The organism is Gammaproteobacteria bacterium, from assembly GCA_041395725.1.
GTDB lineage: Bacteria > Pseudomonadota > Gammaproteobacteria > Pseudomonadales > Pseudohongiellaceae > NORP240.
Genome location: JAWKZW010000001.1, coordinates 1,968,120 through 1,990,377 on the forward strand (window position 1 = coordinate 1,968,120; position 22,258 = coordinate 1,990,377).

Below are 22,258 nucleotides of genomic sequence, written 5' to 3' on the forward strand. Positions count from 1 at the left end.
ATGTCAGAACAATCACCCAGGATACAACGGGTAGCTGACCTTATTCAGCGAGAGCTGGCGGTGCTTATTCAGCTGGAAATTAATGATCCGCGAATCGGCATGGTGTCGGTGACGGGTGTCGATGTGAGTCGGGACCTTGGTCACGCCAACGTGTACGTCTCTGTTCTCAATTCTCCGAAAGGGGGCGAGGGGGACAGTGCGGGAAGTAACGCTGCGGGCGAACTGGACAAACTGGAAGTAGAGGAAAACCTGAAGGCCCTTAACAAGGCTGCGGGCTATCTTCGCAGCCTGCTTGCGAAGCGTTTGAAATTGCGGACTACTCCCAAACTGAAGTTTCACTACGACGCCACTATCAGCCAGGGTAACCGTCTTTCCTCGCTTATCGACAATGCGCTGGAAGCCGACAAGAATCTGCACTCCTGAGTTGAAGGTCAGGCAGGTAAGACAGGTCGGGTAAGCACGAGAAGGGATAGGGCTGTTGGGCAGCGCAAGACAAAGACAAGGCAGGAAAAAGGGCAGACCTGTTAACGGAATTCTGGTGCTGGACAAGCCCAGGGGGTTGAGCTCGAATCAGGCGCTGCAGCGGGTTAAATGGCTGTACCGTGCCCGCAAAGCCGGGCACACAGGCAGTCTCGACCCGTTGGCCACGGGGGTATTGCCCCTGTGTTTCGGTGAGGCCACCAAGCTGTCGCAATTTTTACTGGATTCCGACAAACGCTACGAGGTGCTGATTGAACTGGGCGTCAGGACCAATACTGGCGATGCGGAAGGCGAGATAACTCAGTCGGAAGCGCAGGTTGCCGTCACTGAAGAGCAGGTGCAAAAGGCCCTGACACAGTTTATCGGTACCATCGAGCAGGTGCCCCCGATGTTCTCCGCCATCAAGCAACAGGGCGTACCATTGTACAAACTGGCGAGAGAGGGCAAAGAGGTAGAACGGGCCGGCCGGGAAATCACGATTTACAGTATCGGTCTGTTAGGGTTGGATGGCAGGGAATTACAGCTCGATGTGCACTGCAGCAAAGGTACCTATATACGTACCCTCGCTGATGACCTCGGCAACCTGCTGGGTTGTGGGGCACATGTGAAAGCCCTCAGGCGTACCCAGGCTGGAGCCTTCAGGGAGTGTGACAGCGTTACGCTGGAACAACTGGAAGAATCTCTCCAGGGCAGAGACGAGGAGGATTTCAGTGGCATCGATAGTTTTCTGGTGCCTATGGACAGAGCGGTGAGTGATCTGCCCGAGGTGACGCTGCCCGAAGTTACGGCTGGCTGGATCAAGCAGGGGCAGCCGGTTCTGGTCAGGCATCTGCCGGCCGAGGGGCTTGTAAGGCTCTACCAGGGAGAGCAGTTCATCGGGATAGGGAGTATCCTCGATGACGGGCGCGTGGCACCAAAGCGGCTGCTGGTGCCTGAAGAAACAGATCAGTAGAATTTCGCGGGAAGTTCAGGGTGATCAGGCGATCATTTTGAATTTCTCGAGTTGGACGACCAGGTGACTACTAATATGCGTGGTTACTCTGGCTCGACAGGGAGGTTGCTGTCCCGGCAGAAAACTGCCAGAGCAGCTTTTTATTAATCGCATATTAATTTGGAGTAAATCAAATGGCTTTATCAGCTGAACAGAAAGAAGCGATTATCAAGGACTATGCAACCAAAGAGGGCGACACCGGTTCACCCGAGGTCCAGGTTGCACTCCTGACAGAAAACATTAACCAACTGCAGGCGCATTTCAAGGAGCACGCTCACGACCACCATTCTCGTAGAGGATTGATTCGAATGGTGAACAGCCGCAGAAAGTTACTCGATTATCTCAAGCGCAAAAATGTGGAGCGTTACGCTTCCCTGATCAAACGTCTTGGTCTGCGTCGATAAATAAAAAATGAATCAGAGTAGCCATGCTGGAAGGCAAACGCATGGCTCGAGCAGAATTAGGAAAATATTATGTTTAATCCAGTAAGCAAAACGTTCCAGTATGGAGACCATACCGTCACTCTGGAAACGGGTAAAATAGCTAGGCAGGCGACTGGAGCAGTTGTTGTCACAATGGGAGATACCCAGGTGCTGGCAACCGTTGTTGGAAGAAAAACTGTCAATCCGGGAGCTGATTTTTTCCCGCTGACGGTGAACTACCAGGAAAAGACCTATGCCGTGGGCAAGATTCCCGGCGGGTTCTTCAAGCGCGAGGGTCGTCCAACCGAGAAGGAAACCCTGACATCAAGATTGATTGACCGACCGATTCGGCCCTTGTTTCCAAAAGGTTTCATGAACGAGGTGCAGGTGGTTGTAACGGTCATGTCGGCCAGCAAGGAGCATGATCCGGACATCGCCGGCATGATCGGCGCCTCGGCGGCACTGGCAATCTCGGGAGTGCCTTTCCTGGAGCCAATAGGTGGTGCCCGCGTCGGGTTTGACCCGGAAAAAGGCTACATTCTCAATCCCAGCAGTACGCAGCTCCAGACATCACTGCTGGATATGGTGGTTGCCGGCACCGGCTCTGCCGTGCTGATGGTTGAGTCGGAAGCCAAGCAGCTCACCGAAGACCAGATGCTGGGTGGAGTGCTGTTTGGCCACCAGGAAATGCAGGTCGTTATCAATGCGATCAATGAGCTGAAGGCAGAGGCTGGTAAACCGGCCTGGGACTGGCAGCTGGCGGAAACCAACCAGGTACTCAAAGATGCCGTGGCGGAGGCCTATTCCGGGCGTCTGACCGAGGCCTATCAGATCTCCGACAAGATGCAGCGTTACGATGCGGTCGGTCAGTTGAAGGCGGCAGCGATCGAGCAGTTTGCCACTGCTGATACCGATGTCTCAGGCAGCGAAGTGTCTGACGTGTTCAGCGCTCTGGAGAAGAAAATCGTTCGCAATCGGATTATTTCCGGTCAGCCGCGGATCGATGGCCGTGATACCCGGACTGTGCGAGCCATCGAGGTGGAGATCGGTGTTCTGCCCAAGGCTCACGGGTCGGCCTTGTTTACTCGTGGAGAAACACAGGCACTGGTTGTCACAACCCTGGGCGCTATTCGCGATGCCCAGATGATCGAAGGGCTGGAAGGCACCAAGAAAGACAGCTTCATGCTGCATTACAACTTCCCTCCCTACTCGGTGGGTGAGACCGGTTTCATGAGTGGCCCCAAGCGTCGCGAAATCGGCCATGGTCGGTTGGCGAAGCGCGGTGTCATGGCGGTTATGCCGAAGGAAGACGATTTTCCCTACGCCATTCGCGTGGTTTCGGAAATCACGGAATCCAACGGTTCCAGCTCCATGGCGTCGGTCTGTGGTTCCAGTCTGTCCATGATGGATGCTGGCGTTCCGCTCAGTGCACCGGTTGCCGGTGTGGCAATGGGTCTCATCAAGGAAGGGGACGAATTCGCCGTATTGACCGACATTCTTGGCGACGAGGATCACCTCGGCGACATGGATTTCAAGGTCGCGGGAACCAGCCAGGGTGTTACCGCACTGCAAATGGATATCAAGATTCAGGGCATTACCGAACAGATCATGGAAATCGCCCTGCAACAGGCCAACGAGGCTCGTCTGCACATCCTGGGTGAGATGAATAAGGTCATTTCAGTATCCCGCGATACGGTCTCCGAGAATGCACCTTCCATGGCGACCATGAAGATTGATTCGGACAAGATCCGCGATGTAATCGGTAAAGGTGGCGCTGTGATCCGAGGGATTACCGAGGATACCGGCGCTTCCATCGACATCGATGATGACGGCAATATCCGTATCTACGGTGAGGATTCCGTCTCCCGCGATGCGGCGCTGGATGCTATTCGAGCGATCACCGCGGAAGCCGAAGTGGGCCGGATCTATCAGGGCAAAGTCGCCCGTATCGTGGATTTTGGTGCCTTCGTCACCATTCTGCCTGGCAAGGACGGGCTGGTACACATATCCCAGATTTCCCAGGACCGGGTCGAGAATATCAACGAATATCTCACCGAGGGCCAGGAAGTGCTGGTGAAAGTGCTGGACCTGGATGCGCGTGGACGCATCAAGCTCAGCATCAAGGAGATTAGTGAGGAAGAAAAGCAGGAATTTGCTGCCGAAGCCGCTGAGTAATCTCTCGCTTTGCAGGTAATCGTAAACCCGGTCTCCGCAAGGAGGCCGGGTTTTTTCTATTCGGGATTTTACTTTGTCCCTGCCTTGGGGGAATAATCCAGAAATACCTGCGGTCTATCGGGTTTTCGAGACCTTCCCGAGCAACATCCAATAACATCCGGAAGCGGCTCACAAATCCTGTCACAGATAGCACTGGCAGGAGGCTGCCCCAGGGTCGCCAACCGGTGCTGGCGAAATCTTCACCATTCTCTAACTGCGAGAGTAAAAAATGGAAATGAGTAAACACCTACTGATTGGTTGTGCTGCCGCATTGCTGAGCGCCTGCGGTCCAGCGCAACAGGAAGGCGAATCCGATGTCGAGACCACCGCGGTCCAACAGGCGGACACTGAGTCAGGCGCCGCGGAAAGCAGTGCGGCGGGCGCGGTGCTGGGTGATTGGGGTATCGAACTGGCCAGCAGGGATCTGCAGACCAGCCCTGGCGATGACTTTTTCCGCCATGCCAGCGGCGCCTGGGCAGACAATTTTGAAATACCTGCGGATAAAAGCCGTTACGGTGCTTTCGATACGCTGCGCGATCGTTCTGATGAGCGTATCCGAACCATTGTCGAGGATCTGGTCAACAGCGAGCCGATGGCCGGTTCCCTGGAGCAGAAAGTCGCGGACTACTACCTCAGCTTCATGGATACCGAGCGGTTGAACGCATTGGGTGTTCAGCCGCTGCGACCCACACTCGCTGAAGTGGCAGCCATCCAGAGCCGGGAAGAGTTGATTGCTGTACTGGGGCGAGCCGGTCTGCTGGGTGGCTCCAGTCCTATCGGGTTCGGTGTGGGGCCAGATCGCGTTGATCCCGACATAAATCAGCTGCGCCTGGTGGTAACCGGCATCAGTCTACCGGATCGCGACTATTACCTGCTGGACACGGAACGATTCCAGGAAATCCGTCAGGAATTTATCAGCCATGTAGATCGATTACTGACGCTGGCCGGCCAGATGGACGGTGCCGCGCAGGCAGATACCGTGCTGGCCCTGGAGACCCGGCTCGCCGAGCACATGTGGCCCCGGGCACAACGTCGTGATCGCGATCTTACCTATAACCCGATGAGTTATGAGGATTTCAAGGCTACCTACGACGCTTTCGACTGGGACCGGTTTTTTCTCGCCGCCGGTGTTGATGTGTCGAAGATTGACGAACTCAACGTCCAGTACCCCAGCGCCATGGCTCCGGTGATCGCCATGGTCAATGAACTGCCCGTGGCAGACTGGAAGAGCTATCTCACCTACCACCTGATCAGCAACAACGCCGGTATTCTGTCCGAGACGCTGGACAACGAGAATTTCCATTTCTATTCCACGGTGCTGCGTGGGGTCCCGGAACAACGGGACAGATGGGAGCGGGCAGTGTCGCGGGTCGGAGCACTGAACAGCCTTGGTGAAGCCCTTGGGCGTGTTTACGTCGATCGCTACTTTCCGGAATCCGCCAAGCAACAGATGGAACAATTGGTCGAAAACCTGCGCACGGCCCTGGGGCAGAGTATCAACGAGAATGACTGGATGGACGATGAAACGAGGCAGGAAGCACTGCTTAAACTCGAATCGTTCCGCCCCAAGATCGCCTACCCGGACGAGTGGAAAGATCTAAGTGCAATTCAGATCACCCGTGACGACCTGTTCGGGAATGCGCGCAATGTGCGGGAATTCTTTTACTGGGATAATGTCAATCGACTGGGTGAGCCTACTGATCGCGAGGAATGGGGAATGACCCCCCATACGGTTAATGCCTACTACAATTCCTCGTTCAACGAGATCGTCTTTCCGGCTGGCATACTGCAGCCGCCGTTTTTTGACCCGGCCGCGGACCTTGCTGTTAACTACGGCGGCATCGGTGCTGTTATCGGCCACGAAATGGGCCATGGCTTTGACGACCAGGGTTCCAAGTCCGATTACCAGGGTATTCAACGGGACTGGTGGACTGATGCGGCGCGCGAGGCCTTTGATTCACGTACGGCCATGCTGGCGGAACAGTACAACCAGTACGAACCGGTGCCAGGTAATTTCGTCGATGGCAGCTTCACTCTGGGTGAAAACATCGGTGACGTGGGTGGGCTGTCGATGGCCTATCGCGCTTACCGTATCGCCCTGAACGGTGCAGAGCCACCTGTTATCGATGGCCTCACTGGCGATCAGCGCTTTTTTCTTTCCTGGGCTCAGGTCTGGCAATCAAAGATCAGAGAAGATGCACTGGTATCGCAACTTAAGTCAGACCCTCATTCGCCGGCGGTGTATCGGGTTAACGGTGTAGTGAGAAACCAGGATGCCTGGTACCGGGCTTTTGATGTGCAGCCGGATCACTCACTGTACCTGGCGCCGGATGAGCGGGTAAGAATCTGGTAACCGATCACGGTAGTTGAAGAGAAGCTGAAAAAGGAGATTCCCATGCAGACCCTGTGCAGGTCAGCCTGTTTACTGGCTGGATTGTTACTATTGACCCCGCTTTCGATTGCGCAGACGGCCGGCAGCGGGCTGCCGAATCCTTATCAGCGTGGCGAAGGCGCCTGGGGCAATCTGCCCGGCGGTCGATCCTGGGGCGCCGCCAGCGCCATTCACTATGCGGGTGGCGATCGTATCTGGGTCGCTGACCGGTGCGGCGGTAACCGTGGGCCAGGCAGTTGCGAAGACCGCCTGGATATAGACCCGGTATTTCTCATGGATTCCGCCGGCAATATTATCAGGAGCTTCGGTGCGGGCCTGTTTGTCTGGCCCCATGGCATGTTCGTGGATCAGCAAGATAACCTTTGGGTGACTGACGCGGCAATCGCCCGGGAAGGTCGGAAGGGTAACCAAGTGCATAAATTCAGCCCCGCAGGTGAGCTGCTGATGAGCCTGGGTATTGCCGGTGTCCAGGGCAGTGGTCATTATTATTTCAATGCGCCCAATGATGTCCTGGTAGCCCCGAATGGAGATATCTTCGTGGCCGACGGTCATAACACCTCCACCGACAACAGAATCGTCAAATTCAACAGCGCCGGTGAGTACCTGATGGAGTGGGGAATGGTCGGCGCAGAGGCGGGCGAGTTCAGGGTACCCCATGCGCTGGCTATGGATTCCAGCGGCCGACTGTTCGTGGCTGACCGTGGCAACAGCCGGGTGCAGATTTTTGACCAGCAGGGCAATCACCTGATGACCTGGACCCAGTTCGGTCGACCCAGCGATGTGTATATCGATGCGGACGATATTCTGTACGCGGCGGATTCTGAATCCAACACCGGAAACCTTCGCAATCCAGGCTGGCGGCGCGGTATTTATATTGGCAGTGTGAGCGACGGATTCGTCACTGAGTTCGTTCCGGATCCAGTGACTGATCCTGCCGGCACAACCAGCCATGCCGAAGGTGTAACCGCTGACAATGACGGAAATCTGTACGCCGCCGAGGTGGCGGAGTCCAATGTCAGGAAGTTTATACGGCGCTGATCAGTGAGAGATTCCTTACCAGTAAAGATCCTTTTGATGCCGCTGGATTTGTAACGCCAAGGTTTCCTGAATCCCCGGTCCCGCGGAGACAACACGATGAATAAGAATTGGACTGAAGACCTGGTTGCTATCCTGTCAGGCGCTGTGATTCTGGCAGTCGCCCTGTTGATTTTCCTGCTGGCGCCGCTCGGTGGTGTCAGCGATTCGGTTACCCAGGCAAGCCAGTCGGCGGGTTTCAGCACCGAAAGCTGGATGGCTGAGAACAGCTTTATCAATGCCGGAGGCGAGTTCCTGAACTCGCTGGCCAACGCGTCGCGACCGGGGCGCTGGAGTGTCAATCCCTTTGCTGCATTCTCATTCGACACCCTGATTTTCGGTATCAGCCTGCTGATAGTTTTTGGTGCCTTGTTCGGAGCCGGGGCCGCCCTGCTGAAAGAGAACGTCGGTGCTTTTTTCAAGGGCTTCCTGGCCGTGTTTGGCGTCGCTACCCTGGCGTTTTTTATTGCCAACCAGCAGGAATTCCGTGACCTGGGCCTGGGCTACGCTTTGTGGGCGATTATTCTTGGGCTGGTTATCAGTAACACCGTGGGGATCCCTGATTTTCTCAGGCCGGCATTGAAGCATGAACTGTATATCAAGACCGGCCTCATTATGCTGGGCGCCGAAGTATTGTTCGGCAAGATTCTCGCGATCGGTCTGCCGGGGATTTTCGTTGCCTGGATCGTCACGCCGATTGTGCTGATTTCCACTTTCTGGTTTGGCCAGAAAGTTCTGAAGATCGGCTCCAAGACACTGAATATCACCATCAGCGCCGACATGTCTGTGTGTGGTGTATCGGCTGCGATCGCCACCGCAGCGGCCTGCAAGGCGAGCAAAGAAGAACTGACCACGGCCGTTGGGCTGTCGATGGTGTTCACCTCGGTCATGATGGTCGCCCTGCCAGCCTTTATCACGGCCGTTGGCATGCCTGAAGTTCTGGGTGGCGCCTGGATAGGAGGCACAATTGACGCGACCGGCGCCGTCGTTGCAGCGGGAGCCTTTCTGGGCGACACGGCGCTGAACGTAGCGGCGACTATCAAGATGATTCAGAACATTCTGATCGGCGTGCTTGCCTTTGGCGTCGCGGTCTACTGGACAGCCAAAGTCGACAAGAGCGCGGGAAAGGAGGTAACCGCCGCCGAAATCTGGATTCGTTTCCCCAAGTTTGTGCTGGGCTTTATCGGCGCGAGCCTGGTGTTTTCCCTGCTCTACGAGGTGCTGGGCGAGGCGGTTGCAGTCATTTTGATGGAAGGTGCGGTGATAGAGTTCACTTCCGATCTGCGAGGCTGGTTTTTTGCCCTGGCTTTCGCCAGCATCGGGCTGTCCACCAACTTCAAGGAGCTGCGCGGACAGTTTTCCGGAGGCAGGCCACTGATCCTCTACGTGTGCGGTCAGAGCCTTAACCTGTGCCTGACCCTGCTCATGGCCTGGATCATGTTCTACAAAGTCTTCCCGGATATCACCAATGCGCTCTAGTCGTAAGGCGCTGGTTACCATACCGCTGTTCGTCATCACCCTGGTGCTGCTGCGCCAGGGTATTATCGTGGCGACCGGTCAGCTGCCTGTTCTGGAACGCCAGATACAGGTAATGCAGGAGCAGGATATAGACCCGGCGGCGCTGTTTTACACCGACAGCCGGGTTGCTCTGCAAGCCATTCAGCGGGCCAGTCTGCAGGTCAACGGAGGCGGATTCAGAATGTCGCGATAGGGTTGAGTGGCGATCCCATGCCCCCCTTGATCCGCAGGGGAGCTGCAGTAAACAGGAACTCATAACGGCCCAGTTGCGCCGAGATAGACGCCAGCTGCTCGAAGTCCAGGTTGTCGAAAATGCCCACCCCCAGTGACACCAGCGCCAGGTTGTGCAGTGGCAGAGCGATGCCGGGGACACCGCTGGGTGACACGTCATTCCACATGTCGTGACCGATAAATGAGACTCCCCGTTCCTTGAGGAAGTAGGCTACGTCGGCGTGAAAACCGGCTACGCCCTGGGACGTAGGCCAGGGGCCTGACGCTTCCCGCCGTTTCCAGCGACCGGTGTACAGCAGAATGACATCGCCGGGCTGCACGGTGACGCCCTGGATGCGCTCCAGCTCCAGGAGGTCTTCGTAGTGTATTGCGGTCCCCGGTTCCAGCCAGCCATCCGCGGTGGCCTCGCCTGGTAGCAGGGTAGCGTCAAACAGGATACCCCGGGTGAAAATACCGTTGCGCTGGGCATGGATGCTGCCGCTGGGACACTCACCTGCGGCCTCCACGGCCTGATAGCTGACACCATTGTAGCCAAACCCTTCATACATGATGTGACAGTCCAGTGAATCCAGGTGGCTATGGATTGTGCCGTGATAGCTGCCGTCATACTGATAGCGGTCAGAGGCGCCGGTGGGGCTTACCCGCAATACTTCTCGGGTAAGCACCGTGGAAGCATCGACGGCCTTTTCCTGATTGACATCGTGGGCGAGGGAGACGGTAATCCCCTCGGTAACCAGCGAGGCGGCGGCGACACGTTTTGCCTGTGTAATCAGGTTCGATGCGCCCATCTCGTCTTCATCTCCCCAGCGTCCCCAATTGGACAACTCCTCCATGGCGCGCTCAAAGTCTGCCGTGCTGGTAATGCTGTGATTACGCTGCGCCACTGCAGGGTCGGCAATACCAAGGACCAGCAAAGGTAGCAGCAGTTGCAGCTTCATGAATTTACTGAACATTTCGCAAGTCTCCTTACCGCAGTGCGGTGGGTGTCAGGGAACTTCTGCTTAAGTTGAGCAGAAGTTCCCTAGTAGGGGTAGTGGGTAGCCTGGCCGGCGGTAATCAGCCAGGTTATCAGCAGCGCATTGATAAGCGCACCGGTATAGACATGGCCGGTAAGCTGGAAAAACCAGGTTGAAATCAATCCTGTCAAGGGCAGCAGAACAACGAACTGCAGAGCCATGATTGTCAGCAACGCCTGTGAGGGAATGGCCAGCGCGCCGCTGACAAACAATGGCAGGTACTGATAAGCAAGCAGCAGCGCGATGCCCATCCCCATCAGAACGGCGTTGCGCAGCAACGAAATGCCAATGTCTGCAGACTGATCTGCACCTCGCATCTGCCCATGGAGTACGCTGCCTGTGATTACGAAGAATCCGGTAAAAGGGAGCAGGTATACCAGAAATTCATGAAGCTGGACCGAGTTCATCAGTTTCAGGGCAATCACCCAGAAGCGCATATCCGTAGTAAAGAGAAAATGAATTGTCGCCAGCAGCAGATACAGGCCTCCGACTGTCAGGGTGGCATGCAACAGTGTCAACGCGACAACACGCAGGCGTTGGCCGGCCGGCCAGGTCAGGCCCAAGCTGGTGAAACTGTTACCGGCTTCCCTGCCGCCCAGAACAAAATGCCAGCCGAGCAGCAGCAGGCCGGAGATTACCCCGTTGCCAAGAGCCCAGATCATGAAACCATTGGTCAGGTTCTGGCCAAACCAGGCACTTGTCGGGATGGCGGCAGCTGCACCCTGGAACGGGAAATACGTGAGCGCCGGAATGGCAATGAACACCCCGGCCGCCAGCCACCAGCGGTTACCGCTGATCCCTGTCGGGCTGGCCGGGCTCTTCAGCAGGGGTTGGAAAAGCGGCAGGCGGGCAAGCAGACCGCCGCCGGCGAACAGAAACAGGAGTCCGCCCACCAGGGACAACAGGGTGCCCGTTTCTTTCAACAACCACGTCTGGTCGGATGGTTCCAGAAAGTTGGGTGCGGCAGTGGTGGTCTGAACCCAGTCGATAACCGGTGCCACGCCGCTGCGCGTAATGTGATTGGCTGGATGTGTCTGATTCGGCTGGTAAAGCATTCTGGCGGAGCCGTTGGCGAGGCTGCCGTAGAGCCGGTCTGGCTGAACCGTTTCCGTTACCCCGAACTGCTGCTGCAGGCGTCGGGTGTCACCAACTTCCGACCCCGCCCTGGCTCCCCACATGGTTGGAGAAAATTCGTCGAAGCGGCCGAACACCAGGCCGAAATTACGCGGGAAACTGGTATCGCCAGCGGGTACGCCGAAGGTCCCGGTGGACGAGCCGGAAACAATCACCGATTGGTAGGCATCAGGCATCGCCACGGCCGCGCTGAGTACTGTCCAGCCCCCCATGGAGTGGCCGATCAGGGCGACCTGATCGGTATCCACAAAGTCCAGGCTGCGCAGGTGGTTCAGTCCGGCCGGGCCGCCGAATCCGTCGGCAAAGGCGGGCGGGTCGGAGTAGCCATGTCCCCGCTGGTCCATATTCAGCACCACGTAACCCCGCCGGGCCAGTTCAATGGCGTAGGGTGACTGGGTCTCGCGGGAATTGATGTAACCATGGACCGCCAGTACACCTGGAGCCGGGTTGGCAGCGGTTACGCCGTCCGGCACATAAAGCAAAGCGCTTAGCGTAGCGCCGCTGTCGCTCTGAAAGCGGATATCGAGCACTTCCACAGCGCCAAAGTCAGTCTGTACCAGCCAGGCAAGCAGGCCTCCGCCAAACACCAGAAACAGGGAAAGGGCGAGCAGTGCTGTGGAGGAGGGTTGCAGTTTGAAGTGAGAGCGCATGGTATGGTTTCTTGTTGTTTTTGTCTGTTGATTACCGATTACCGATTACCGATTACCGACTACTCGATCTACCAATCGCCCCAGTGGGTTCTTCGCTCTCAAGCGGGTTGCCCTGCAGCCGGGTTATGGCCCCAGTTGCCGGAGTTTCGGGGTTGTTCCCTGTGCGCTCCGAGACAGGCAGGGCGTTACTGAGGTTACTACTATTGATCTGTAAAACGAAGCCATTTTACCGGCGCGGTAGCCGGCAGGCAGTTGCTGATAGCTGCCTCAGTTCAGAATCAGGCCGCCAGGATGACAGCAGGGCTATTCAGCGAGCAATTCTCGGGGTATGCTCGGAAATTGTTTTTCAAACCTGGGTCAGCGGATGAGCTATTGCCTGGCAATATCAGTAAATGAGGGCCTGGTGTTCTGTTCTGATTCCCGTACCATGCAGGGAGTCGATCGGATCAGCACTTACAGTAAGATGTTCCGCTTCGGCCGCGACGGGCAGCGCCAGTTCGTGATCCTGGCCGCCGGAAACCTGGCCACTGCTCAGGCCACCATAACCCGGGTCAGACTCGATATTCGCGACGCTGCGCCGACTAACCTGCTGAATGTACCAACCGTGCAGCAGGCAGCTGACTACCTGGGTGAGCTGAGTCGCGCTGAACAACTTCGCCATGGTGAGAAGAAGGGTATGGATGCCAGCTTCATCATTGGTGGTCAGATTGCAGGCAGCGAGCATGAGTTAGCGCTGGTCTATCCGCAGGGCAACCACATTACGACTTCCTCCGATACTCTGTTTCTGCAGGTCGGTGAAAGCAAGTACGGAAAGCCGATTCTGGACCGCATTCTCACGCCGGAAACCAGCCTTGATACCTGTGCGCTCTGCTCACTGATCTCCATGGATTCCACCATGCGTAGCAATCTCATGGTGGGCCCTCCGGTGGAGTTACAGGTCTACCGGAGCGACAGCCTGGTACTGAACGGCTATCAGAAGCTTGAGGCCGACAGCCAGTTTCTGCGTGACATCGGCCGGGCCTGGGACGAACGCCTCAAGGCGGCCTTCCATCTTATGCCTTCACTTACCTGGGCAGATTCCACCGATTCTCCGATAATCGACAAGTCCCGCATCATTTAACCCAATCATTGCATAAATTGTTGAGGTCAGGAGCTTTCAGAGTAGTATTTCCAGCGTCGCACGGAGATTTTTGTGGATTGAGCGTAGTCACTCTACGTGATATCCAGAAAAATTGAGTACGGCGCTGGAAATGCTGCTATGGAAGCAGCGAAGCGGTCCTGGGCCAAGAATTTATGCAATGATTGGGTTAATTTTTCTCTATTTAATTTTTCGCTGAATTTGGCATCAGGCGCTCCTGCCGGCTACTTTTGAAAGTGATCGCCAACCCCGGTTATGGCCGGGAGATCACTTGTCATTACAAGCAGTACAAGGAGTCGTTATGTCAAAACCAGCAATCCGTCCCCCCTTTGGGCTGTTAGTCCGGTCTGCCACCACCATCGGCGTTGCCTTAACGCTGACCGCAGCAGTGCCGGCAACCGCAGCTCCCCCGTCGGAAAAACCTCATCCCCACACCCGCACTTATCTTCAGCACCTAAGCCCGGATGAACGTCAGTCACTGCGACAAATCCTGCAGGAGAACCTGCGCGGAGCCTCCAGCAGGGATAACCTGGATGCCATACCGCCCAATCAGGTTTATCAGGCCGTCTTTCTGGATATGCTGCTCAACCCCGGCCTGGGTGCCGGCCTGCTGCCCGCCGATCGGCAACTGATCGAATCCCTGCCCGCCCACAATGACAAGCAGTTTGCCGCCGGGACCAAGGGTGTCGTGGCGGCAGCCTGCCGGGTGATAGACCGGTTGTCAGCGAGCGATCCGGCTGCGGCGCAACTGGCTGCCCGCGCTTACCAGCGGGCCCAGAAGGCGCTCAATGCCAGGCTCGACCGTCACTACGGGCAGGTGCTGAGAAAGCTGTCGGAAAGCGGCAGAAAACTGGTTGCCCGCGAGGTAGGGAGGCTGATGACAGATGGCTCACTGGTCTACGCAGAAATGGACCTGCAGGCTCTGAGCTTTGACCAGCCAGACTTCGTCGTAGCCTTTCTGCAGGACACCTGCCAGAACAGTGAGCAGATGCTGGATCAGAGTATGGCTGAAAGCCGCACGCTGGGAAATCAGCTGACTGATGATTTCAATCAGGGTGCTGTGCAATTGTTTCAGCCGCAATAAACCTGTACGACTCAATCAAGGATGAGAGAAATGAAAACACTGCTTGTTAGCGCCGTGATGGCAGGATTAATGTTGTTCAGTGTCAGTTCCCAGGCGCTGGTCAGTCGCTGTCTGCCCGGGCCCGAAGCCGATGGTTTTTATCACCGGGCCAGCCTCACTGCCGTGGAAAGCGGCTTTCCCTTCGTGCGAACCTGGATGCAAACCAACGTCAGCGGACCGGTTTCGCCAAGTCTGTCTTCCCTGCACTACAACACCTGGAATTCCTGGCACTTTTTTATCTACATGCCCCCGGGCAGTTACAACTGGACAGGCTACTCTCTGTCCGAGGTGGATGATCTGGATTACTTCTGGGGTCTGCTGGATGTTGCTTTGTGCGACGGCGCGATGACCATTGCGCCGCCGCCCTACTGCGAGTCCACTGATATGCAGGTGACCGGGTCCTCAAGCCTGACCAGCAATATTCACGGGTATCTGGTATCGAGTATCAAGGGTGCGTTTGAGGCGGTGGAAAACCTGGGGGTGTGCAGTGTGACAGGCACGCCGACCTTCTCCGGCAATCTAAAACTGGAGAGTGTCAGCCAGTGCTGCGAGGCGGCAGAGCGACACGACACAGCTACCAGGGCGACTGGCAGGGCGACGTTTTCCGTGCCTGCGCTCAGTTGCTCGGTGAAACAGATCATTGTCCCTGCCTATGGCATTGTGCTGGAGGGTTCGCTGGGGGCGGGTGCCTCGGCGAGCTTCGCCTATTCGGGAATGGATAACGGCATGTGTGATGTTGAAGCTGATGGTATTACCTTGAGCGGCACGATCTCAGGTGGGTTTGGTGGTGAAATCGGTGTCGGCGGATTGAGTACCCAGGTGATCGGTGCCGGGGTTCGACTGAGCGACAGTTTCAGTATTTCAGCCAGTGGTCCCGATGTGTTAAATCTGGATGTGGCCGGTTGTATCGGGCCGGCAGAAATTACCGGCTGGGTCAGGTTCCTGGGCTCTGAATTCAGAACAGAAATAGTGCCAAGAGAATGGGCTGAGGGAACCACGTTATGCTTTTGATCTTATTACTGGAGGAGGAAACAGGGAATGCGTGACTTTATCTGCACTGTCCTGCTGAGTATTTCGCTACCGTTGGTGGCACAGCCCGCTGAGCCCGACTATCGGTTTGAATTTGTGCCTGATGAGGCGGCTTCCGGTCTCTTCGCCGAGTCCGGGATTCTGGAGATTACCGTGCTGCCGCCTGATCTGGCTTTGCAACAGGTTGATTCGGACCCTGCTGTAAGTATCAGTCTGTCTGCCGCAGTGACGCTGTTTCCGGGCAACTGGCTGATGAGTCAGGCGCAGGAAGGTGAGCCGGACGAAGCCCGCAGGACTCCCGGTGAGCTGACTGAACAGGAAGTGTTCGTGCGGGAAAAATTTCGGCTGTTCCAGGCTGCTGACCGGGTTGAGCAGTTCCGGGAGTGGCTGGACGCTGAGACGTTCCTGCGATTTTCAGAGTCGGTCATCAATGGCGGGATCGACCTTGCCGCAGACCGGGAAATTTATCTGCAGTACGACGACATTCGTCTGCTGGGCAGCCTGCGCTACGGTGTCTACACTCTTCTCTACACCCAGTTCAGGGACGCCCGATCGGGCGATCCTGTCACGTCGGTGATGCCGGTGCGACGGGTGGGAGGGAAACTGCTGACGGCGGGCAGTCTGCACACCAGTTCTCATGAATTGTACAGACTGTTCGCGCTCGGCTCTCTGCAGCAAAGTTTTATGGTTTATCTGGAAGAAAGAGTCAATAACTAGGCATTGGAGAAATTATGTCAGGGAAGACAGAAGACAGGGCAGGCAGGTTGATAAGGTTGGGTTTTGTCGCGATGGTGGTGCTGCTGGCGGGTTGCGCCGCCAATCCACCACCGAGTCCCTTACCGGCAGCGCTGCTTGCCAGGCAGCTGGATGTGGCCCACTTACCGGTAATGGGTAAACCCGATGCCGGGATCGCGATTATCGAGGTTACCGACTACCAGTGCCCGTTCTGTCGCGCTCATTACCAGGAAACCCTGCCGCTCCTGACGCAGGAGTTTATCGAACCCGGCACCGTCAGCTACTTCGTACAGGATTATCCCCTGCCGGGCCAGGATGCCTCCGGGTTGAACGCGGTCGCTGCCGGCTGCGCCAGAGAGCAGGGCTTATTCTGGCCGTATCATGACTGGTTGTTCCGGTACCCGGGTCTGCCCGGCGAGGCGGAACTGGTGGCAGCAGGGGAGACCGTGGGGCTGGACACCAGGGGTTTTCGCCGCTGCCTGGAGAAAGGGGTCGCGGGCACCTATGTAGAGCGGCAAAGGTCCTTGGCTGTTGGGCTGGGTGTCAGGGGGACCCCGACATTCTTCATTGGCAGGCTGGGGGACAACCAGGTTGTTACCGAAGTGACAGTTCTGGCAGGGCGACAATCGATAGCGGATTTCCGGCGGGTTATAGCCGGCTACCAGTACCCCTGATTGCGGAGCACCGGTCCGGTCAGCCTGCGATTTCCGGCAGGCGTCGGGCCGGTGCCCGGCACAGGAATGTCACGGTTCTGGTAAGGCGAAGGAAACTCCCCTAGAATTGTGTTTTCTGATAAAAACTACAACTTATGTTCCTTTGGCTTGAATCTACACCGGTCGCCCTGTGGGTCAGTCTGTCACTGTGGGCCTATCCCTTGCTGCTGGCTGTGCACATTGTCGGTCTGGCTGTAGTAGTTGGCCTGTTCTCCATGCGGGATCTGCGCCTGCTGGGCCTGTTTCCGGGGTTGCGTCTGGATGCCTTCCTCCCATTGAGCAGGCTTGCCTGGGCAGGTTTCGTTCTTAATGCGCTATCCGGTATTCTGCTCTTTACGTCCCAGGCTGTGACTTTTGCCGGTAACCTGCCTTTTCTCATCAAGATTACCGCGATTATTGCCGGCATGGTGCTGGCCGGCATCATTCAGTCAAGGTTGCGAGCCGAGTTGTCCACCTCGGCAGGAGCGCAGGTGGAGCCGGCCGGCCCGATACGATTCATCGCAATGGCGTCTCTGGCATGCTGGATTACGGCGATAATAGCCGGCCGCCTTATTGCGTATTTTTAAACAGGCCCTAAGATGCTGGATTTTCTTGCCCGTATAGCACTCGACAGCTCACTGCATCAATGGATTCAGGGTACTTACTGGCTCTGGCCGATCCTTGAGATCACCCACTTTGTCGGTTTGTCGTTGCTGCTTGGAGGCCTGATAATTATCGATCTGCGCCTGGCGGGCCATTTTCGCAGACTCGACCCCCACGCTACCCATGACCTGTTGCCGCTGGTTTTTCTTGGTTTCGGCTTGAATCTACTGACCGGTGTGCTGTTTTTTTTCGGCGATCCAAATCGCTATTCGATCAATATCGGTTTTCAGATCAAGATGGTCATGATACTGGTGGCCGGCCTTAATGCCTTGTTGTACTACTTCAAAGTGCGACCGTTGGTAGCAGGCTGGGGCGCCGATACCGACCCGCCCGCAATCGCCCGGGCTGTGGCCTACACCTCATTGGCCGTCTGGTCTGTGGTGCTGATCTGCGGCCGCCTGATTCCCTATGTGGGGACCGGCTAGGCTGTCAAAAACCCATTGCGCATGCCTTTGCTTTTTAAAAGACAGACTCAAAACAGACATTAACAGCCTGCTTTTTTTGAACAAAGCTTTTAAATAAGCAAGCGTATGGGCCTTCACGGAGCCCGCTGGCATTGCTTTGCGGCGGCGGCACTCCGCGCTGGCACCGGGGGCGTCTGAAAGTCAGGGCTTTGGGGCAATCAATCAGCTGTTTCTTGCTGATCTGAAGTTTCGATGGCGTGTTGAGCGTCAGTTATCTGGCGCCTCGGTATGAAGATGCGGGCGACTGTTTCATCGTCATTGAACATCAGGTGCTTCAGAGCCCCTGCAATGTGAATAACAATCAACAGGGCAAGCAGGTTGGCACTTAGCGCGTGCAGGCGATGGAGAAGCCCGGCGAGGTCTGGCAGGTTAGACAATGTCCATGCCAGCAGTGGACCGCTCAGCAGCATGATGCTGAGCAGGGCCAGCATCCAGTAATGGGTGAACCGCGCCACCTGATGGATCCGTTTGCCCTGTCCCCTGGCGCGTGGATGAGCATGGCGTAGGCGCCAAAAGATTCGTGCTGCCAGTAACAGCCAAGCCACCAGGCCCAGAGTCACATGCAGGCTGCGCCGTTCTGCCAACTGATCTGCTGCCTGAAACTCGATACTCTTGCCCAGGAACCACAGGGCAATAATCACCGCAGCGGTCAGCCAGTGCAGAGCGATGGAAATCCAGCCGAAAGAATCCGGCTGGTCGTACCATTTGACGGAAGGTGTGATCATCCCGCTACTCCCGGAAGGACACGATCTCCCTTAAGGCCAGAGCATTGTGGTAATTAATCAGAGGCTCCCTGGAAAGGCCCTAGTCGTACTTCGAGGGGAAGAAACGCACTGATGCCCGGGCCGCTTCCGGATCGCAATCATAGGCTGCCAGCCTGTAACCCTCGCGGGCAGGTACCCAGCGGGTGGTGTAGCCAGTCGGCTCGCGAAGGAACATAGGGTCCTCGACGGTTACCGTAGCCCGCAGATCATCTCCCTCCATCCAGTAGCGCTCGGTTACCTTCTTCTGTGCCGAGGAAGGAATGCCGTTATAGTCATCGAACCCGGTGATATCAAAGATGAAATGGGTAGTGGTCACGTACAGAGAACCGTCCTGGTAGTAGCCCGTGGAAAATCCCTGAATGCTGTAGTCCAGAGAGGTTGGCTGCCGACCATCCAGCCACACGGTACGCAGCTGATCGTCCTTCTCGTAGCGGAACAGGACCCGGTCCGGCCACTGAGTCACTTCGAAATGGTAGGGGTCGTACTGAATCGCAGGCGAAGAGGCGGGCTGACAGTCGTATTTCGGTGAGATGATCTCTTCAAAGACTTCCTGGTACGCCAACGCCCTTTCGTTCAGTACCGGGAAATTTTCCTCGGTCCAGGGCATGTTGACGCCATTGACCGGGCGGGCGCCGAAGCCGCCGTCCCAGACGCCGGCCAGGTCAGGTATGTCTCCGTCAGGCTCCTGGGCGCTTAGTCGCGGGAACGAAATCACCGCTGTCAGGCCGAGCATGGCCAGTAACGCGGATCTGGAAAAAGTGGACCTGCCAGCACTGATTACTGGTTTCATAAACTCTCCTGCCTTGTTTTTTTGTCGGGGAATTCGGTCAGGACGCTAGCGGGGTGGCGGGGTGTCTTCCTGCACGCGTCCGCCCTGCAGAATTGGGCTGCCATCGGGGCGTGTCATCCGCACTGGTCCGCCAATTCCGTATGAGCCTTCGGCACGGGAAGCCTGTCCGGCCACCTTAACGACCGTGCCGACAGCTAAAGAGTCGGGGGTCCACCCGGTTCTTCTCAGGCTGACGGGAGCGCCCAGTTCCACCTGCCATTCGGTGTTGGCGCCATTGGCGTCGGGTACATCGACATACAGAAAGGCATGGGGGTTGCGGAACACAAACCGGGTTACCGTGCCTTCGATTTCGACACGACGCTCGGGATCGTAAAACGGTGTGCTGGCATGGTGTGCGACGGCGGGGCCGATCATCACGGTGAATGCCAGGGAAATCCCGACAGTGATCGCAGCGGTCAATCGGTGGGTGACCATAACTCTCTCCTGTTGCCGGAATATCTACCGGCATTTATTATCGTTTCGGCAGAATAATCAGTATCTGCGGGGGAGTCAACGCGGAATTCCGTGGTAGCCCGGGGCATCGATAAGCCGGGCTGTCCGCAGCCTTTTTGGCAATGCTGTCCATTTGGGTTTAAAGTACCCGGGTCCCCAAGACAAAACTAGCAGATCTATAAGAACCAGAAGATCTATAAGAACCATAAGAACTATAAAAAAGGAGGATGCCATGAAAGCACCTGTAAAAGCCCTGCTGGCAACAACAATACTGACATTGCCGGCCCTGGTGGGCGCCCAGGACAGCGACCAGACCTATGCCACTTACATTACCGAAGAGCAATGGCAGACAGTTAATGAACTGCCCGGCGTGGATCGACAGATAATAAGCCGTGACATCGGCAAGCTGAATCTGTCAGTCGGTATTATTCACCGTGGAGCCGTAGAGCGGGGCAGTGGCCGCGCCACACCGAACCCCGCACGGCCTTGTGGTGTCGGCAGCACCAGCCGCAACAGCGGCGCGCGCGGTATTCTGCATTATCACCAGACTGAGGCCTATTACATCGCCTCGGGTTCCGGCACGCTGGTAACCGGCGGGGAGATCATGAACGGTGACGAGTCGGCCCCCGACAGCAATGTCACTACCACGCTGAATGGTCCATCCTGCAGCGGGATGATCGTAGGTGACTGGGTGGCCAAGCATGTCAAAGAGGGCGACATCATCATTATTCCCGCCGGAACGCCCCATGGCTGGCTCGAAGTTCCCGTGCACGTCGATTACCTGAGCGTGCGCCCGGATCCGGATCGTGTGTTGCCTGATGACTACATGAATCCTGCCCTGGGTCCGGATTTTCAGATGAGGACCGAGAGCGACTGATGCGCGCTGATCCCATCATTGTTTAACGAGTGAGGCCCGGGAGGCTGTCGATGAGTAGAGTAGTTGTGTTTCTGTTGTTGGTTGCTCTGTCATCCGGTCTTCCGGCGCAGCCCAACCGTATCGATCTGATTCGTGCCGACGCGCCGAAGCTTGCCGCATTTGGCGAATACACAATTGGTGTCCGCACCGAGCAGTTCACCGATTCCAATCGGGTGGATGTACTCAATACCGGCGACGGTGAGGAGACAGTGTACGCGGATCGTACCCTGACAGTCGAAATCTGGTACCCGGCCAGCCTGGCACCGGGCCAGGAGCCGGGCGGTCAGTACCTTACCTCGACCAGAAACACGGCCATCATGGCGACCTTGACCGGATCGGCCGTTCGCGATGCGGATCCTCTGGCGGCGGGGCAGTCTTTTCCACTGGTCATTATCTCTCACGGCTATCCCGGGAACCGGTATCTGCTGAGTCACCTGGGAGAAAATCTGGCGTCCAAGGGCTATGTCGTCGCCTCGATCGATCATCCCGAAAGCCTCTACGAGGACCAACAGGCGTTTGCCAGTACTTTGTATAATCGGGCGCCGGATCAGCGCTTCGTGCTGGAGCAGATCGCGCGGCAGGCAGCAGACCCGGCCAGCTACCTTTACCGGCTGGTGGACGCGGACAGAACCGCTGTTGTCGGTTTCTCGATGGGCGGTTACGGGCTGCTCAATAACCTGGGTGCCGGCTACAATCCGGCGGCAGTCAATCTGCCGACGGCCCCGCCCAATGCCATACTGGCAGACCACACGACACTGAATCCGGACTATCAGAAAAACCTGGATCCCCGCATCAGGGCCGGGGTGGCTATTGCACCCTGGGGGATGAACAATGCCATGTGGCGCCCCGCTGATCTGCTTGGTATCAGGCTGCCTGTTTTTTATGTGGCCGGAAGCGTGGATTCTACCGCCGGGTATGAGAACGGTACCCGGGCGGTATTTGAGAATACCCGCAAAAGTGATCGCTATCTGCTCACCTTTGAGAATGCCGGCCACAGCGCCGGCGCACCGATACCGGTGCCGGTGGAACTGCTTAACAGCGGCGAGGCAACTGGCGTGAGTCATTACATCGATCCGGTGTGGGACACGTTGCGAATGAACAACATCATGGACCATTTCATCACCGCATTTCTCGACCTGCAGTTGAAAGGTGTAGAGGAAAGGCGGCAGTATCTGGCTCTGCCGGTCAATTCTGAGGAAGGCTGGTTCGGCTTTCAATCGAGAGCCACGATAGGCTTAAAACTGGAGCATCTGGCGCCTCAGGAGTGACTGACGGGCCGCTTTATCAGGCCAGGGAGCGCCTGAAACTGCCGCCAGAACATTGTGGTGCT

General features: G+C 56.7%; 22 protein-coding genes. 17 read left to right on the forward strand and 5 right to left on the reverse strand.

The window, feature by feature from the left end; all coding sequences use genetic code 11:
* From rbfA to R3F50_08710, 8 genes are all read left to right on the forward strand, one after another.
* The gene (gene rbfA, locus R3F50_08675) at positions 1–423 is read left to right on the forward strand and encodes a 30S ribosome-binding factor RbfA (GenBank protein ID MEZ5490378.1); all 423 of its coding nucleotides are present in this window, start codon (positions 1–3) and stop codon (positions 421–423) included.
* A gap of 55 nt (positions 424–478) precedes the next feature.
* Entirely contained in the window at positions 479–1,432 is a 954-nt protein-coding gene (gene truB / locus R3F50_08680) for a tRNA pseudouridine(55) synthase TruB (protein MEZ5490379.1), read from the forward strand.
* A 173-nt stretch (positions 1,433–1,605) separates the two neighbouring features.
* Complete coding sequence (rpsO, locus tag R3F50_08685) at positions 1,606–1,875, forward strand: 30S ribosomal protein S15 (GenBank protein MEZ5490380.1); 270 nt, start codon at positions 1,606–1,608, stop codon at positions 1,873–1,875.
* Positions 1,876–1,944: 69 nt separating this feature from the next.
* A complete protein-coding gene (gene pnp / locus R3F50_08690; GenBank protein MEZ5490381.1) occupies positions 1,945–4,068 on the forward strand; it encodes a polyribonucleotide nucleotidyltransferase in 2,124 nt (707 codons plus the stop codon).
* Between the two features lie 274 nt (positions 4,069–4,342).
* Positions 4,343–6,460: a M13 family metallopeptidase gene (locus R3F50_08695; GenBank protein ID MEZ5490382.1), complete on the forward strand. Its 2,118-nt coding sequence runs from the start codon at positions 4,343–4,345 to the stop codon at positions 6,458–6,460.
* Positions 6,461–6,502: 42 nt separating this feature from the next.
* Positions 6,503–7,537 (forward strand): peptidyl-alpha-hydroxyglycine alpha-amidating lyase family protein, encoded by a 1,035-nt coding sequence (locus R3F50_08700; GenBank protein ID MEZ5490383.1) that lies wholly within the window; start codon positions 6,503–6,505, stop codon positions 7,535–7,537.
* Between the two features lie 96 nt (positions 7,538–7,633).
* Positions 7,634–9,052, forward strand: a complete 1,419-nt coding sequence (locus tag R3F50_08705) for a putative sulfate exporter family transporter (GenBank protein MEZ5490384.1) — start codon at positions 7,634–7,636, stop codon at positions 9,050–9,052.
* Positions 9,042–9,284 (forward strand): hypothetical protein, encoded by a 243-nt coding sequence (locus tag R3F50_08710; GenBank protein MEZ5490385.1) that lies wholly within the window; start codon positions 9,042–9,044, stop codon positions 9,282–9,284. The genes R3F50_08705 and R3F50_08710 overlap by 11 nt, the downstream gene beginning before the upstream one ends.
* Here the strand turns inward: R3F50_08710 and R3F50_08715 are convergent.
* Positions 9,268–10,275, reverse strand: a complete 1,008-nt coding sequence (locus R3F50_08715; GenBank protein MEZ5490386.1) for a cyclase family protein — start codon at positions 10,273–10,275, stop codon at positions 9,268–9,270. The genes R3F50_08710 and R3F50_08715 overlap by 17 nt on opposite strands.
* Positions 10,276–10,343: 68 nt before the next feature.
* A complete protein-coding gene (locus R3F50_08720; GenBank protein ID MEZ5490387.1) occupies positions 10,344–12,122 on the reverse strand; it encodes an alpha/beta fold hydrolase in 1,779 nt (592 codons plus the stop codon).
* A gap of 364 nt (positions 12,123–12,486) precedes the next feature.
* Between R3F50_08720 and R3F50_08725 the strand changes: the two genes are divergently transcribed.
* The 7 genes from R3F50_08725 (at position 12,487) to R3F50_08755 (ending at position 17,927) form a co-directional block, all read left to right on the forward strand.
* Positions 12,487–13,242 (forward strand): peptidase, encoded by a 756-nt coding sequence (locus tag R3F50_08725; GenBank protein ID MEZ5490388.1) that lies wholly within the window; start codon positions 12,487–12,489, stop codon positions 13,240–13,242.
* A gap of 319 nt (positions 13,243–13,561) precedes the next feature.
* Positions 13,562–14,344 (forward strand): hypothetical protein, encoded by a 783-nt coding sequence (locus R3F50_08730; GenBank protein ID MEZ5490389.1) that lies wholly within the window; start codon positions 13,562–13,564, stop codon positions 14,342–14,344.
* 30 nt (positions 14,345–14,374) lie between these two features.
* Positions 14,375–15,394 carry a hypothetical protein gene (locus tag R3F50_08735; protein ID MEZ5490390.1) on the forward strand — a complete coding sequence of 340 codons (1,020 nt, stop codon included), beginning with the start codon at positions 14,375–14,377 and terminating at the stop codon, positions 15,392–15,394.
* Between the two features lie 27 nt (positions 15,395–15,421).
* Positions 15,422–16,129: a hypothetical protein gene (locus R3F50_08740; protein ID MEZ5490391.1), complete on the forward strand. Its 708-nt coding sequence runs from the start codon at positions 15,422–15,424 to the stop codon at positions 16,127–16,129.
* A gap of 14 nt (positions 16,130–16,143) precedes the next feature.
* Positions 16,144–16,821: a thioredoxin domain-containing protein gene (locus R3F50_08745; protein MEZ5490392.1), complete on the forward strand. Its 678-nt coding sequence runs from the start codon at positions 16,144–16,146 to the stop codon at positions 16,819–16,821.
* Between the two features lie 134 nt (positions 16,822–16,955).
* Positions 16,956–17,426 (forward strand): hypothetical protein, encoded by a 471-nt coding sequence (locus R3F50_08750; GenBank protein ID MEZ5490393.1) that lies wholly within the window; start codon positions 16,956–16,958, stop codon positions 17,424–17,426.
* Positions 17,427–17,438: 12 nt separating this feature from the next.
* Complete coding sequence (locus R3F50_08755; GenBank protein MEZ5490394.1) at positions 17,439–17,927, forward strand: hypothetical protein; 489 nt, start codon at positions 17,439–17,441, stop codon at positions 17,925–17,927.
* Between the two features lie 197 nt (positions 17,928–18,124).
* Here the strand turns inward: R3F50_08755 and R3F50_08760 are convergent, their stop codons facing one another.
* The 3 genes from R3F50_08760 to R3F50_08770 all read right to left on the reverse strand — a co-directional run bounded on the left by R3F50_08760 (position 18,125) and on the right by R3F50_08770 (position 19,994).
* Complete coding sequence (locus R3F50_08760; GenBank protein MEZ5490395.1) at positions 18,125–18,691, reverse strand: cytochrome b/b6 domain-containing protein; 567 nt, start codon at positions 18,689–18,691, stop codon at positions 18,125–18,127.
* Positions 18,692–18,770: 79 nt separating this feature from the next.
* Positions 18,771–19,520 carry a hypothetical protein gene (locus R3F50_08765; protein MEZ5490396.1) on the reverse strand — a complete coding sequence of 250 codons (750 nt, stop codon included), beginning with the start codon at positions 19,518–19,520 and terminating at the stop codon, positions 18,771–18,773.
* 45 nt (positions 19,521–19,565) lie between these two features.
* Entirely contained in the window at positions 19,566–19,994 is a 429-nt protein-coding gene (locus tag R3F50_08770; protein ID MEZ5490397.1) for a DUF6152 family protein, read from the reverse strand.
* A gap of 250 nt (positions 19,995–20,244) precedes the next feature.
* On the opposite strand from R3F50_08770, the gene R3F50_08775 reads away from it, so the two are divergent.
* The gene (locus R3F50_08775) at positions 20,245–20,889 is read left to right on the forward strand and encodes a hypothetical protein (protein ID MEZ5490398.1); all 645 of its coding nucleotides are present in this window, start codon (positions 20,245–20,247) and stop codon (positions 20,887–20,889) included.
* Positions 20,890–20,939: 50 nt separating this feature from the next.
* Positions 20,940–22,196: a dienelactone hydrolase gene (locus tag R3F50_08780; protein ID MEZ5490399.1), complete on the forward strand. Its 1,257-nt coding sequence runs from the start codon at positions 20,940–20,942 to the stop codon at positions 22,194–22,196.
* Positions 22,197–22,258: the final 62 nt, after the last annotated feature.

What these genes read in the sequence shown, in the direction of transcription:
- rbfA (MEZ5490378.1), top strand. Translation starts at nt 1, where the DNA reads ATGTCAGAACAATCACCCAGGATACAACGGGTAGCTGACCTTATTCAG.
- rpsO (MEZ5490380.1), top strand. Translation starts at nt 1,606, where the DNA reads ATGGCTTTATCAGCTGAACAGAAAGAAGCGATTATCAAGGACTATGCA.
- pnp (MEZ5490381.1), top strand. Translation starts at nt 1,945, where the DNA reads ATGTTTAATCCAGTAAGCAAAACGTTCCAGTATGGAGACCATACCGTC.
- R3F50_08695 (MEZ5490382.1), top strand. Translation starts at nt 4,343, where the DNA reads ATGAGTAAACACCTACTGATTGGTTGTGCTGCCGCATTGCTGAGCGCC.
- R3F50_08700 (MEZ5490383.1), top strand. Translation starts at nt 6,503, where the DNA reads ATGCAGACCCTGTGCAGGTCAGCCTGTTTACTGGCTGGATTGTTACTA.
- R3F50_08705 (MEZ5490384.1), top strand. Translation starts at nt 7,634, where the DNA reads ATGAATAAGAATTGGACTGAAGACCTGGTTGCTATCCTGTCAGGCGCT.
- R3F50_08710 (MEZ5490385.1), top strand. Translation starts at nt 9,042, where the DNA reads ATGCGCTCTAGTCGTAAGGCGCTGGTTACCATACCGCTGTTCGTCATC.
- R3F50_08715 (MEZ5490386.1), bottom strand. Translation starts at nt 10,275, where the DNA reads ATGTTCAGTAAATTCATGAAGCTGCAACTGCTGCTACCTTTGCTGGTC.
- R3F50_08720 (MEZ5490387.1), bottom strand. Translation starts at nt 12,122, where the DNA reads ATGCGCTCTCACTTCAAACTGCAACCCTCCTCCACAGCACTGCTCGCC.
- R3F50_08725 (MEZ5490388.1), top strand. Translation starts at nt 12,487, where the DNA reads ATGAGCTATTGCCTGGCAATATCAGTAAATGAGGGCCTGGTGTTCTGT.
- R3F50_08730 (MEZ5490389.1), top strand. Translation starts at nt 13,562, where the DNA reads ATGTCAAAACCAGCAATCCGTCCCCCCTTTGGGCTGTTAGTCCGGTCT.
- R3F50_08735 (MEZ5490390.1), top strand. Translation starts at nt 14,375, where the DNA reads ATGAAAACACTGCTTGTTAGCGCCGTGATGGCAGGATTAATGTTGTTC.
- R3F50_08740 (MEZ5490391.1), top strand. Translation starts at nt 15,422, where the DNA reads ATGCGTGACTTTATCTGCACTGTCCTGCTGAGTATTTCGCTACCGTTG.
- R3F50_08745 (MEZ5490392.1), top strand. Translation starts at nt 16,144, where the DNA reads ATGTCAGGGAAGACAGAAGACAGGGCAGGCAGGTTGATAAGGTTGGGT.
- R3F50_08750 (MEZ5490393.1), top strand. Translation starts at nt 16,956, where the DNA reads ATGTTCCTTTGGCTTGAATCTACACCGGTCGCCCTGTGGGTCAGTCTG.
- R3F50_08755 (MEZ5490394.1), top strand. Translation starts at nt 17,439, where the DNA reads ATGCTGGATTTTCTTGCCCGTATAGCACTCGACAGCTCACTGCATCAA.
- R3F50_08760 (MEZ5490395.1), bottom strand. Translation starts at nt 18,691, where the DNA reads ATGATCACACCTTCCGTCAAATGGTACGACCAGCCGGATTCTTTCGGC.
- R3F50_08765 (MEZ5490396.1), bottom strand. Translation starts at nt 19,520, where the DNA reads ATGAAACCAGTAATCAGTGCTGGCAGGTCCACTTTTTCCAGATCCGCG.
- R3F50_08770 (MEZ5490397.1), bottom strand. Translation starts at nt 19,994, where the DNA reads ATGGTCACCCACCGATTGACCGCTGCGATCACTGTCGGGATTTCCCTG.
- R3F50_08775 (MEZ5490398.1), top strand. Translation starts at nt 20,245, where the DNA reads ATGAAAGCACCTGTAAAAGCCCTGCTGGCAACAACAATACTGACATTG.
- R3F50_08780 (MEZ5490399.1), top strand. Translation starts at nt 20,940, where the DNA reads ATGAGTAGAGTAGTTGTGTTTCTGTTGTTGGTTGCTCTGTCATCCGGT.